The sequence below is a fragment of the Pseudomonas sp. F8002 genome (assembly GCF_013385495.1).
In the GTDB taxonomy this organism is placed as follows: Bacteria; Pseudomonadota; Gammaproteobacteria; order Pseudomonadales; family Pseudomonadaceae; genus Aquipseudomonas.
Genome location: NZ_JACAPW010000011.1, coordinates 125,984 through 138,669, shown reverse-complemented (window position 1 = coordinate 138,669; position 12,686 = coordinate 125,984). Strand labels below are relative to the sequence as shown.

The window sequence follows — 12,686 nt, the reverse complement described above, 5'->3', positions numbered from 1 at the left end:
AAGTGCTTTCGTACCCGCGCCACTGGCGTTATCCTTGATTTCATCTTAATTGCCCCAGGGCGGCTAAAAACGACCTTGAACGCACCCATAGAACCACATCGTTTTCTCCTCGAGCCCTTTGAGGCTCGCCGTTTCGCCAATCTGTGCGGACAATTCGACGAGCACCTGCGCCTGATCGAACAACGCCTGAGCATCGAGATCCGCAACCGCGGCAATCAATTCGAGCTGATTGGTGAACCCCAGCACACCACCTCGGCAGAAAACCTTCTGCGCCGCCTCTACCGGGAAACCAAAGGTAGCGAGCTGTCGCCGGAAACGGTGCACCTGTACCTGCAGGAATCCGCCGTGGAGGACCTGGCCAATAACCCGGTAGCCGAAGCCAGCGTCGCGTTGCGCACCAAGAAAGGCATGATTCGCCCTCGCGGCTTGAACCAGCAGCGCTACGTCAAAGAGATCCTGGGCAACGACATCAACTTCGGCATCGGCCCTGCCGGTACCGGCAAGACCTACCTGGCCGTGGCCTGCGCGGTCGACGCCCTGGAGCGCGAGCAGGTGCGACGCATCCTGCTGGTGCGTCCGGCGGTGGAAGCCGGCGAGAAGCTGGGCTTTTTGCCCGGCGACCTGGCCCAGAAGATCGACCCGTACCTGCGCCCGCTCTACGACGCGCTCTACGAGATGCTCGGCTTCGAATACGTGGCCAAGCTGATCGAGCGCCAGGTGATCGAGATCGCCCCGCTGGCCTACATGCGTGGCCGTACGCTGAACAACAGCTTCATCATTCTCGACGAAAGCCAGAACACCACCGTTGAGCAGATGAAGATGTTCCTGACCCGGATCGGTTTCGGCTCCACCGCCGTGATCACCGGCGACGTCACCCAGGTCGACCTGCCCAAAGGCACCAAGTCGGGCCTGGCCCAGGTGATCGACGTACTCAAGGACGTGCCGGGGATCAGCTTCACGCACTTCATGCCCAAAGACGTGGTACGTCACCCGTTGGTGCAGCGCATTGTCGAAGCCTACGAGCGCTTCGAACACCGCGACGACCAACCGGCCAAGGACACTCGCCGCGATGCTTGAGCTTGACCTGCAGCTGGCCACCGAAGCGCCCGCCCCCAGCGAAGAACAGTTCCGCCAGTGGTGCACCCTGGCCCTGCGCCAGCGCACCGCCGACTCGGAGCTGACCATTCGCCTGGTGGACGAGCCCGAAGGCCGTGAACTGAATCACACCTGGCGACAAAAAGACTACGCGACCAACGTGCTGTCGTTTCCCGCCGACGTACCCGATGAGCTGCTGGATATCCCGTTGCTGGGCGACCTGGTGATCTGCGTCGAAGTGGTCGAGCGTGAAGCAAAGGAACAGGGCAAGGAACTTGAGGCCCATTGGGCCCATCTAGTCATCCACGGCTGCTTGCATCTCTTGGGTTACGACCATATAGACGATGACGAAGCCGAAGAAATGGAAGCACTGGAACGAACGTTGCTTGCAGAACTGGGTCATCGTGACCCGTATGCAGACGACGAAATTGCAACTACACCTAACTGAAACAATAAAGGATTTAGAGTAATCGCTATGAGCGAAGACCGATCGAGCAACGGGCAAAAGTCATGGCTGGGGAAACTCACCCAGGCCTTTGCCCACGAGCCGAAAAACCGCCAGGAGCTGCTGGAGCTGCTGCGCGAGGCGCATCAGAACAAGTTGCTGGACAGCGAAGCGCTGGCCATCGTCGAAGGCGCCATCCAGGTAGCTGACCTGCAAGTACGGGACATCATGGTTCCGCGCTCGCAGATGGTCAGCATCAAGGCGACCCAGACCCCTCGGGAATTCCTCCCAGCCGTGATCGACTCGGCGCACTCGCGCTACCCGGTGATCGGCGAAAGCCATGACGACGTCATGGGCGTCCTGCTGGCCAAGGACCTGCTGCCGCTGATCCTCAAGGAGAACGGCGACAGCTTCAACATCAAGGACCTGCTGCGTCCTGCCACCTTCGTCCCCGAATCCAAGCGCCTGAATGTGCTGTTGCGCGAATTTCGTGCGAACCACAATCACATGGCCATCGTGATTGACGAGTACGGCGGTGTAGCGGGTTTGGTGACCATCGAAGACGTGCTGGAACAGATCGTCGGCGACATCGAAGACGAGCACGACGTCGAAGAAGACAGCTACATCAAGCCGCTGCCCAGCGGTGATTTCCTGGTCAAGGCCCTGACGCCGATCGAGAACTTCAACGAGTTCTTCGACAGCGAATTCTCCGACGATGAATTCGACACGGTTGGCGGCCTGGTGATGAGTGCGTTCGGGCACCTGCCCAAGCGTAACGAGACCACGGAAATCGGTGCCTATCGCTTCCGCATCCTGAATGCCGACAGCCGCCGTATTCACTTGATCCGTTTGACACCTATTGCCCGCTAAGGACTGACATGCGCCGTATGATTGCACCCGGCTGGCCCGGTAACCTGCTGGCCGTGGTGGCCGGCGCCATCACCACCCTGGCGCTGGCGCCGTTCGACCTCTGGCCGTTTGCGCTGGTGGCGGCCGGGTTCTTTTATGCGGGATTGCGTGAACTGACACCGCGCCAGGCCCTGTGGCGTGGCTGGTGTTTCGGTTTCGGCCTGTTTGGTGCCGGTACCAGCTGGATCTACTACAGCATTCACCACTTCGGCGGCGCTTCGGTATTGCTGGCGGGCATGCTGATGCTGGCGTTTACGGCGGCCATTGCCTGGTTCTTTGCCCTGCCCGCCTGGCTGTGGGCGCGCTGGCTGCGCCGCAACGAAGCGCCACTGGCCGATGCCCTGGCCTTCGCGGCCTTGTGGGTTGGCCAGGAAGCGTTTCGCGGCTGGTTCCTCACCGGTTTTCCCTGGCTCTATTCCGGTTACAGCCAGCTCGACGGCCCTCTCACCGGCCTCGCGCCGCTGGGCGGGATGTGGCTGATTTCCTTTGCCCTGGCGCTGACCGCCGCACTGATCTGCAACCTGCCGCGTCTGCTGGCGGCTAAGCGCAACCTGTTCATCGGTGCCGGCTTGCTGTTGTTGGTGGCGCCATGGGCTATCGGCCTGGCACTCAAGCATCACGCCTGGACCAGCCCCTCTGGCGCACCGCTGACCGTGGCGGCCGTCCAGGGCAACGTCGAACAAAGCATGAAGTGGGATCCCGAGCAGTTGAATGCGCAGCTCGCGCTGTACCGCGACATGAGCTTCAGCTCCAAGCCTGTCGACCTGCTGGTATGGCCGGAAACCGCCGTGCCGGTGCTCAAGGAATCCGTGGAGGGTTACCTGGGCATGATGGGCAAGTTCGCCGCTGACCGGCACACTGCGCTGATCACCGGTGTACCGATCCGCCAGGAAGTGCATCACCACAAGCGCTTCTTCAACGGCATCACGGTGGTGGGCGAAGGCGACGGCACCTACCTGAAGCAGAAGCTGGTGCCGTTTGGCGAGTACGTGCCGCTGCAGGACATGCTGCGCGGCTTGATCGCGTTCTTTGACCTGCCGATGTCGGACTTCGCCCGCGGGCCGTCCGACCAGGCTTTGCTGCAAGCCAAGGGCTATCAGATTGCGCCGTTCATTTGCTATGAAGTGGTGTACCCGGAGTTCGCCGCCGGCCTGTCGGCCCGCAGCGATTTGTTGCTGACCATCAGCAACGACACCTGGTTCGGCCGCTCCATCGGCCCGCTGCAACATTTGCAGATGGCCCAGATGCGCGCCCTGGAAGCCGGGCGCTGGATGATCCGCGCCACCAACAACGGTGTCACCGGGCTGATCAACCCGTACGGGCAGATCACCGTGCAGATCCCGCAGTTTGAACGCGGGATTCTCTACGGCGAGGTGGTGCCGATGCACAACCTCACGCCGTATCTGGAATGGCGTTCGTGGCCGTTGATCATCCTGTGCCTTGGCCTGTTTGGCTGGGCGCTGTTGGCGGGCCGGATGTCCAAAACGGTTTAAAAGAAATACTCGGACGACAATGTGGGAGCGGGCTTGCTCGCGAATGCGATCTGTCAGTTAAAGCACCAGTGACTGACACACTGTATTCGCGAGCAAGCCCGCTCCCACATTTGACCTGCGGTATTACCTGTAAAACATCCGGTAACCCACCTGCCCCACCGCTTCATTCAGCAACTGCCCGCTCTGCCATACCGACTTGAACTCCGGCATCCAGCCCCCCAATGGCCGGGCATTGTCCAAACCAAGAAACCCCACTGGCGCCGGAACAACCGTGAACCCGGCCTTTTCGAAGCTCCAGCGCGAGCGCGGCATATGCCAGGCCTGAGTCACGACCACCACACGCTTGATTCCCTGCGGCAGCAGAATCTCGGCACTCATCTGCGCGTTTTCCCACGTGGTACGGCTGCGCTCTTCCTTCCAGCGCACGCTCACGCCAAAGTCATCCTGCATCGATACCGCCATCAACTCCGCCTCGCTGGGCGGTGTGCCGTAGTGCAAGCCGCCGGTGGTCAGCACCGGCAAGCCCGAAGCCTTGGCCAGGCGGGCTGCATAGCGCTGGCGCTCAAGGCCGATACCCGTCGGCTGATCGGAGCCCCACGCCGGATCCCCGCGCTCACGCCCCGAGCCCAACACCACGATGGCATCAGCCCGCTGCGCCAAGGTCGCCCATTCATCACGGGCCAGAGGCGGCTCGGTCTCCAGGGCCTTTGCGCCCCATTGAACCGCCACCGGCAGGCTCATCAGCAACATCCCGCCAAACCCCAGGGCAAAGCACACGGCCGCCAGCCGCGGTCGGCTGCGACGAAACCACCAGGCAAGGGCCAGCAACAGCAACAGGATGCCGGGCGGCAACAACAATTGTTTAATGAAATAGCGAATAGGCATCGGGCATCTCCAAAGATGCCCGAAGCCTAAGGTGTAACGGGGTTAAGCGACAATCTTTACAGGAACAGACGCTGAGAAGGCTACAGATCACTAACGCGGTACTTCACTTGAAACGCACGGACCGGAGTTTTTCCGGGCTGCGACCGGCCGAAAAATCCTTGAGCCATACCACCTTGGCCGATCGCGAAAACTCCTGGGCTGGCGGGGAGGCCATGCCATGGGACGCGCGATGCTCATTCAACTCCAGATACACCCTGATCACGTCCAGCTCTGCCTGGCTCAAGCCACGCAGTTCCAACTCCAGAGGCCGTTCATCACACAATCGGCCTGCGGTTTTTGCTGCATCCAGTGCTCGACCCAAACGGTCGATCAGTCCTTCGTACACCTGCGGTTTCGTTAAAGTTCGCTGCGAATCAACCATCCCTCACCTCATTGAAGATAAGACTCACTCCCCACTAAACAGCGTAGTCCTGCTTGCCCTGCCTGCCTGGCGCCGCGACCAACGGCCTCGGCGGCGCAATCAGGGTTTCCCTCGATAGAGTGGGGTCATGTATGCTACGGCGCTTCCTGTAACTCCACTTCCCGCAGGGTTTGGGCACGGACGCGCCGCTTTTTGGTGTCGATCAACCTGAACGTTGCACCGAAGAGGATTAGGCCACCCCTATTCAGTTCAAAAGTAGCCATGCACGAACAATATCAGCCCCGTGAAATAGAAAATGCCGCCCAGTCGTTCTGGGATGAGCAAAAGTCCTTTGAAGTCAGTGAACAGCCAGGCAAGGAGACTTTCTATTGCCTATCGATGTTCCCTTACCCCAGCGGCAAGCTACACATGGGGCATGTGCGCAACTACACCATCGGCGACGTCATCTCCCGCTACCAGCGCATGCTGGGCAAGAACGTCCTGCAACCCATGGGTTGGGACGCCTTCGGCATGCCGGCGGAAAACGCCGCGATGAAGAACAACGTAGCGCCCGCCAAGTGGACCTACGAAAACATCGCCTACATGAAGACCCAGCTGCGCAGCCTGGGCCTGGCGGTGGACTGGTCCCGCGAGGTGACCACCTGCAAGCCTGATTACTACCGCTGGGAACAATGGCTGTTCACTCGCCTGTTCGAAAAAGGCGTGATCTACAAGAAGAGCGGCACCGTCAACTGGGACCCGGTGGACCAGACCGTACTGGCCAACGAACAAGTGATCGACGGCCGCGGCTGGCGTTCCGGCGCGCTGATCGAAAAGCGCGAAATCCCGATGTACTACTTCAAGATCACCGCCTACGCGGATGAACTCTTGTCGAGCCTCGACGATTTGCCGGGCTGGCCCGAGCAGGTCAAGACCATGCAACGCAACTGGATCGGCAAATCCAAGGGCATGGAAGTGCAGTTCCCCTACAACGTCGACTCCATCGGCGCAGAAGGTGTACTGAAAGTCTTCACCACCCGTCCGGACACCCTGATGGGCGCGACCTACGTCGCCGTGGCCGCCGAACACCCGCTGGCCACCCAGGCTGCACAGAACAACCCTGAGCTGCAGGCGTTCATCGCCGAATGCAAGGGCGGCAGCGTCGCCGAAGCCGACGTCGCCACCCAGGAGAAAAAAGGCCTGCCGACCTCGTTGTTCGTCGAGCACCCATTGACCGGCGAGAAGCTGCCGGTGTGGGTCGCCAACTACGTGCTGATGCACTACGGTGATGGCGCAGTAATGGCGGTGCCGGCCCACGACGAGCGCGATTTCGAATTTGCCGTCAAATACAACCTGCCGATCAAGTCCGTGGTGCGCACCAGTTCGGGCGACACCAACCCGGCTCCGTGGCAGGACGCGTACAACGAACACGGCACACTGATCAATTCCGGCGAGTTCGACGGCCTGGATTTCGAAGGCGCCTTCGACGCCATCGAAGTCGCGCTGATCAAGAAAAACCTCGGTGCCTCGCGCACCCAGTTCCGCCTGCGTGACTGGGGCATCAGCCGCCAGCGCTACTGGGGCTGCCCGATCCCGATCATCCACTGCGAAACCTGCGGTGACGTGCCGGTACCGGAAGACCAACTGCCGGTCGTATTGCCCGAAGACGTGGTGCCGGACGGTGCTGGCTCGCCATTGGCGCGCATGCCCGAATTCTACGAGTGCACCTGCCCGAACTGCGGTGCCCCGGCCAAACGCGAAACCGACACCATGGACACCTTCGTGGAGTCTTCGTGGTACTACGCCCGCTACGCCTCGCCGCACTATGAAGGCGGCCTGGTGGAAAAATCCGCGGCCGACCACTGGCTGCCGGTAGACCAGTACATCGGCGGTATCGAACACGCCATCCTTCACCTGCTGTACGCGCGCTTCTTCCACAAGCTGATGCGTGACGAAGGCCTGGTGAGTTCCGATGAGCCGTTCAAAAACCTGCTGACCCAGGGCATGGTGATTGCCGAGACTTATTACCGCCGCGAAGCCAATGGCGCCTACACCTGGTTCAACCCAGCAGATGTCGAGCTGGAACGTGACAGCAAGGCCAAGGTGATCAGCGCCAAGCTGAAATCCGACGGCCTGCCGGTGGAAATCGGCGGCACCGAGAAGATGGCCAAGTCGAAGAACAACGGCGTCGACCCACAGTCGATGATCGACCAGTTCGGCGCGGACACCTGCCGCCTGTTCATGATGTTCGCCTCGCCGCCTGACATGAGCGCGGAATGGTCGGACTCCGGCGTCGAAGGTTCGCATCGCTTCCTCAAGCGCGTCTGGCGCCTGGCGCACGCCCATGTCAGCCAAGGCTTGCCGGGCAAGCTGGACGTGGCGACCCTGAGCGATGAGCAAAAAGTCATTCGCCGCAGCACCCACCTGGCCATCAAGCACGCCAGCCAGGACGTGGGCCAGCACCACAAATTCAACACCGCCATCGCCCAGGTGATGACGCTGATGAACGTGCTGGAGAAAGCGCCGCAGGCTACCGAACAGGACCGCGCACTGGTACAGGAAGGCCTGGAAACGGTCACCCTGCTGCTGGCGCCGATCACGCCACACATCAGCCACGAACTGTGGAACCAGTTGGGCCACAGCGGTGCCGTCATCGATGCCGGCTGGCCGGTACAGGATGACAGCGCCCTGGTACAGGACACGCTGCAACTGGTGATTCAGGTCAACGGCAAGCTGCGTGGCCAGATCGACATGCCGGCCAGCGCCAGCCGTGAAGACGTCGAAGCCGCCGCCCGTATCAATGAGAACGTGCTGCGCTTCACCGAAGGCCTGACGATCCGCAAAGTGATCGTGGTGCCCGGCAAACTGGTCAATATCGTCGCTAGCTAATCGGATCGGGCGCCAAGGGAATAACCCTGGCGCCGAACAAAACCTCCAGGGCCTCGATAAGGCCCACATGGTTTCAAGGGGAGCATCAAAATGATCAAACGCAATCTGCTGGTTATGGGCCTTGCCGTGCTGCTGAGCGCTTGCGGCTTCCAGCTGCGCGGCACCGGCCACACCGAACTGGCGATCAAGGAACTGGACGTCACCGCCCGCAACTCCTACGGCGAGACAGTGCAACAGCTGCGCCAGGTCCTGGAAAACAGTGGCGTCAAAGTCTATTCAGGCGCGGCTTACAAGCTGAACCTGCTGGATGAGAAAGAAGAGCAGCGCAACCTCAGCTATGCCAGTGCCGGGCGTGCTTCGGACATCGAGCTGAGCACCACGCTCTTCTTCGAAATCCAGGGCCACGACCACCTGCCGTTGATGGGCGACAAGATCCAGGTACAGAAAGTCGTGAGCCACGACGGCAACAACCTGGTGGGTTCGGACTCCGAAACCATCCAGGTGCGCAAGGAAATGCGTCGTGAGCTGGTTCAGCGCATGCTTCTGCGCCTGCAACTGATCACTCCGGAAAAACTGGATCAACTGCAGCAAACGGCAGATAACAAGGCCAAGGCAGATGCCGATGCGCTGAAAGCGGCGCAAGAGTATGAAAACAGCCAGCCGAAACAATCGCCTGTCGAAGTTCCTGTCGAGTAAGCCAGACGGGGCGCCCCTGGCGCCCCGTTCGCCCTGCCTATGAAACTCGCCCCCGCCCAACTCGCCAAGCACCTGCAAGGCAGCCTTGCGCCCGTCTACATCGTCAGCGGTGATGACCCGCTGCTGTGCCAGGAGGCTGCGGACGCAATTCGCACCGCCGCCCGCCAACAGGGCTTCGATGAACGCCAGGTATTCAGCGCCAACGCCAGTTTCGACTGGGGTACGCTGCTGCAAGCCGGGGCGAGCATGTCGCTGTTCGCCGAAAAACGCCTGCTGGAACTGCGCCTGCCTTCGGGCAAGCCCGGCGACAAAGGCGCGGCGGCGTTGATGGAATACTGCGCACGCCCTGCCGAAGACACGCTGCTGCTGATCAGCCTGCCCAAGCTCGATGGCAGTGCGCAGAAAACCAAGTGGGGCAAGGCGCTGGTGGAAGGTGGCCAGACTCAGTTCATACAGATCTGGCCGGTGGACAGCAGCCAACTGCCGCAGTGGATTCGTCAGCGCCTGTCGCAATCCGGGCTGAGTGCCAGCCAGGATGCGGTGGAGCTGATCGCGGCGCGGGTGGAAGGCAACCTGCTGGCCGCCGCCCAGGAAATCGAAAAGCTCAAGCTGATGGCCGAGGGTGGCCAGATCACCGTCGAAACCGTACAAGGCGCCGTGGCGGACAGCGCGCGCTTTGACGTATTTGGCCTGGTGGATGCGATCCTCAATGGCGAACCCGCCCATGCCCTGCGCATGCTCGAAGGGCTGCGCGGCGAAGGCGTCGAGCCGCCGGTGATTCTCTGGGCCCTGGCGCGAGAATTACGGCTGCTGGCCAATATTGCCCTGCAGTACAGCCAGGGCATCCCACTGGACAAGGCCTTCAGCCAGGCGCGGCCACCGGTATGGGACAAGCGCAAACCACTGATCAGCAAAGCCCTGCAACGGCACTCGGCGCAACGCTGGGCGCAATTGCTGCTGGAAGCCCAACGCATTGATGCGCAAATCAAGGGCCAGGCGGCTGGATCGCCGTGGATGAGCCTGAGTCGTTTGTCACTTTTGATGTCAGGACAGCGCTTGGCGCTGCCTGCTGAATAGTCCTACGTATCGCTGGGCTGGACAGAATCCAAACTTCGGCAGATGATTCGCACCGCATCATCAACCCGCCAGAGAGTACCCATCATGAGCAAAAAGCCATCAAAGCATGGCCCCAACAAGGCCAAATCCATCATCGCCCAGCCGTTGTTCCGCAGTCGCCAGGAACGAGCCGGCAAAGGCAAAGGCAGCTACCGCCGCGAAGCCTTCCAGTCTAATAGCTGGGAGGCTTCTTACTTTCTGGCTGCCTGAAGGCAAGCGCCCCTCCGGCATGATAAGGTCTGTACCTGATTCGTATTCCCTGGACCTGTGCATGCCCTCTAGTCTTTCCCGTCGTTGGCACCTTCGCCAACTGATCGCTGCCTCCAGCCTCATTCTGTTAGTCGCCTGCGCGGAAAAACCCACCGCTGCCGATGCCCAACCCCTGCCCCCGCTCCAGACTGCACCGGTAGCTGCGCCTGCCGTCGTTGCGCCACTGGTGGCAGACAATCTTGATATCCAGCCGACCCAGACCTTTGCCGAATGGCAGGCGGGGTTTCGCGTGGACGCCTTGAAGGCCGGTATCACGCCGCAGGTTTTCGACACGGCCTTTGCCAATGTCGTACCCGACATGGCGGTGATCCGCGCCGACCGCAGCCAGCCGGAGTTCTCCCGGCCGGTATGGGAATACCTCGATGGCGCGCTGTCGCCGCTGCGGGTGCGCAATGGCCAGTCGCTGCTGGTGAAGTACGCCGACATTCTGCAACGCATTGAGGACCGTTACGGCGTCGACCGCCAGGCGCTGGTCTCGGTGTGGGGCATGGAGAGTAACTTCGGCCAGTTCCAGGGCAACAACTCGGTGATCCGCTCACTGGCGACCCTGGCCTATGAAGGCCGTCGCCCGGCCTTCGCCCAGGCGCAGCTGCTGGCGGCGCTGCAAATCATCCAGCATGGCGATATCGCCGCCGACCAGATGAAAGGCTCCTGGGCCGGGGCCATGGGCCAGACCCAGTTCATCCCGACCACCTATAACACCCACGCCGTAGACTTCGACGGTGACGGCCGCCGCGATATCTGGAACAGCCCGGCCGACGCCCTCGCCTCCACCGCGCACTACCTGCAAAGCTCCGGCTGGCAGAAAGGTCAGCCCTGGGGCTTCGAGGTGCAGCAACTGCCGTTGAATTTTGATTACGCCCTGGCCGATGGCAGCGTACGCAAGACCGTTGGCGAGTGGTTGAAACTGGGAATCCAGGTACCGCCGGGCGCCAGCGTGCCGGCCAACGTCGACCAGCTTTCCGCCGCCCTGCTGCTGCCGGCCGGCTATCGTGGCCCGGCGTTCCTGGTGCTGGATAACTTCCGCGCGATCCTCAAGTACAACAACTCGTCGTCCTACGCGTTGGCAGTTGGCTTGTTGTCGGAACGCTTCGGGGGCGGTGGCTTGATTCGTGGGAGCTGGCCGAAAGATGAGCTGCCGTTGACTCGCTCGCAGCGAATTGACCTGCAGACGGTACTCAGTGCCAATGGTTATGACGCAGGCAACCCGGACGGGATCATCGGTGCGAATACCCGCAAGGCGATTCGTGCCGCGCAGCAGTCCCTGGGCTGGCCGGCGGATGGGTATCCGACGGTGAAGTTGCTGGAGTCGCTGCAAAGCCGATAGATCGGCGTATGGCTGCTACCGCATTCGCGAGCAAGCCCGCTCCCACATTTTGACCGTGCACTTCCTGAAGGAACGCGATCGAAATGTGGGAGCGGGCTTGCTCGCGAAGAGGCATTTATCGGCGCTACAAAGTTCAGGCCTTAAACACCACATCCTGCTCCAACACCAACCGCCTCTCCCCCGCATCCAACCGCACCCTGGCGCCCAATGGCAAGGTCAGGTTCGGGTTGCAGTGCCCGCTGCGCCAGCCGGACAGCACAGGAATGCACAACGGCCCGAAGGTCTGCTTCAGCAAGCGCTCAAGCGCAAGGCTATCAACCCCAGCCACATCCCCCACCACCACACCCGCCACCTGGGCCAGCTTGCCCGCCAGGCGCAAATGGGTGAGCAACCGGTCAATGCGGTACAACGGCTCGTTCACATCTTCGATAAACAGAATGATGCCCTCGGCATCAATCTCGTAAGCCGTGCCCATCACTGCTGCGATCATTGATAGATTGCCGCCCAGCAGCCGCCCACAGGCGATGCCCGGCTCGACGGTGGTCAACGGGTAGGCCACCGGGTGAGCCAGCGGGCTACCGGCTTTCAATTGCCCACGCAGCATGCTGAACAGCGACGACTCGGTTGGTTGTTGCTTTTCACCTAACAGGTCAGCGTTGAACATCGGACCATGGAAGGTGACGAAACCGGCATACCGGTTGATCGCCAGGTGCAGGGCGGTGATATCGCTGTAGCCTACGAATGGCTTGGGGTTGGCCCGCAGCAGGTCAAAGTCCAGGCGGTCCAGCAGGCGTGGCGTGCCGTAGCCGCCGCGCAGGCAGAAAATTGCGTCGATGGTCGAATCGGCGAACGCCGCGTGCAGGTCATCAAGGCGTACCTCATCACTGCCGGCCAGATAGCCATCACGCTGGCTCACGCCCGGAAAGATCCGCAGTGTGTAGCCCCGGGCGCGCATCCATTGCGTGGCCGTGTCGATATCCAGCTCGGCCGGCCCGGCAGGGGCAATCAGCCCGATCACGCCTTCGGCGCGCAGCGCAGGTACCGCACAAGTGGTCAATTGAGTCGTCATCCATGGTTCTCCTCGTGTGGATTGCCCAAGGCACTCTAAACAGCAATGGTTGCAAACAGAAGAGGAAGAGTCAGTAGCAAATGTGGGAGCGG

General features: G+C 61.3%; 12 protein-coding genes. 9 read left to right on the top strand and 3 right to left on the bottom strand.

The annotated features are described in order from the left end of the window. The first annotated feature begins 75 nt into the window (after window positions 1-75). Genes HX811_RS10125 through lnt form a run of 4 tightly spaced genes read left to right on the top strand, consistent with a single transcriptional unit; the run spans window position 76 to window position 3,942 of the window. Window positions 76-1,077, top strand: coding sequence for a PhoH family protein (locus HX811_RS10125; protein ID WP_003215453.1), 1,002 nt, complete (start codon window positions 76-78; stop codon window positions 1,075-1,077). Continuing rightward, window positions 1,070-1,543: an rRNA maturation RNase YbeY gene (gene ybeY / locus HX811_RS10120; protein WP_003215452.1), complete on the top strand. Its 474-nt coding sequence runs from the start codon at window positions 1,070-1,072 to the stop codon at window positions 1,541-1,543. Before HX811_RS10125 ends, ybeY begins: the two co-directional genes overlap by 8 nt. Window positions 1,544-1,570: 27 nt before the next feature. Then, entirely contained in the window at window positions 1,571-2,410 is an 840-nt protein-coding gene (locus HX811_RS10115; RefSeq protein ID WP_003215451.1) for an HlyC/CorC family transporter, read from the top strand. Window positions 2,411-2,418: 8 nt separating this feature from the next. Further along, window positions 2,419-3,942 (top strand): apolipoprotein N-acyltransferase, encoded by a 1,524-nt coding sequence (gene lnt / locus HX811_RS10110; RefSeq protein ID WP_177045756.1) that lies wholly within the window; start codon window positions 2,419-2,421, stop codon window positions 3,940-3,942. A gap of 123 nt (window positions 3,943-4,065) precedes the next feature. Here the strand turns inward: lnt and HX811_RS10105 are convergent, their stop codons facing one another. Both HX811_RS10105 and HX811_RS10100 read right to left on the bottom strand, forming a co-directional pair. Further along, the gene (locus HX811_RS10105) at window positions 4,066-4,827 is read right to left on the bottom strand and encodes a YdcF family protein (RefSeq protein WP_102369961.1); all 762 of its coding nucleotides are present in this window, start codon (window positions 4,825-4,827) and stop codon (window positions 4,066-4,068) included. A gap of 103 nt (window positions 4,828-4,930) precedes the next feature. Next, window positions 4,931-5,248 (bottom strand): hypothetical protein, encoded by a 318-nt coding sequence (locus tag HX811_RS10100; protein ID WP_008436575.1) that lies wholly within the window; start codon window positions 5,246-5,248, stop codon window positions 4,931-4,933. Between the two features lie 261 nt (window positions 5,249-5,509). Between HX811_RS10100 and leuS the strand changes: the two genes are divergently transcribed. The 5 genes from leuS to HX811_RS10075 all read left to right on the top strand — a co-directional run bounded on the left by leuS (window position 5,510) and on the right by HX811_RS10075 (window position 11,525). Then, entirely contained in the window at window positions 5,510-8,116 is a 2,607-nt protein-coding gene (gene leuS / locus HX811_RS10095; protein ID WP_177045755.1) for a leucine--tRNA ligase, read from the top strand. Between the two features lie 90 nt (window positions 8,117-8,206). Then, window positions 8,207-8,812: an LPS assembly lipoprotein LptE gene (lptE, locus tag HX811_RS10090; protein WP_177045753.1), complete on the top strand. Its 606-nt coding sequence runs from the start codon at window positions 8,207-8,209 to the stop codon at window positions 8,810-8,812. 39 nt (window positions 8,813-8,851) lie between these two features. Continuing rightward, window positions 8,852-9,889, top strand: coding sequence for a DNA polymerase III subunit delta (gene holA / locus HX811_RS10085; protein WP_177045751.1), 1,038 nt, complete (start codon window positions 8,852-8,854; stop codon window positions 9,887-9,889). Window positions 9,890-9,973: 84 nt separating this feature from the next. Further along, window positions 9,974-10,138 (top strand): alternative ribosome rescue factor ArfA, encoded by a 165-nt coding sequence (gene arfA / locus HX811_RS10080; RefSeq protein ID WP_003176285.1) that lies wholly within the window; start codon window positions 9,974-9,976, stop codon window positions 10,136-10,138. A 61-nt stretch (window positions 10,139-10,199) separates the two neighbouring features. Next, complete coding sequence (locus HX811_RS10075) at window positions 10,200-11,525, top strand: lytic murein transglycosylase (protein WP_177045749.1); 1,326 nt, start codon at window positions 10,200-10,202, stop codon at window positions 11,523-11,525. 133 nt (window positions 11,526-11,658) lie between these two features. Here the strand turns inward: HX811_RS10075 and HX811_RS10070 are convergent, their stop codons facing one another. After that, window positions 11,659-12,594 (bottom strand): LD-carboxypeptidase, encoded by a 936-nt coding sequence (locus HX811_RS10070; protein ID WP_177045746.1) that lies wholly within the window; start codon window positions 12,592-12,594, stop codon window positions 11,659-11,661. Between the last annotated feature and the right edge of the window lie 92 nt (window positions 12,595-12,686).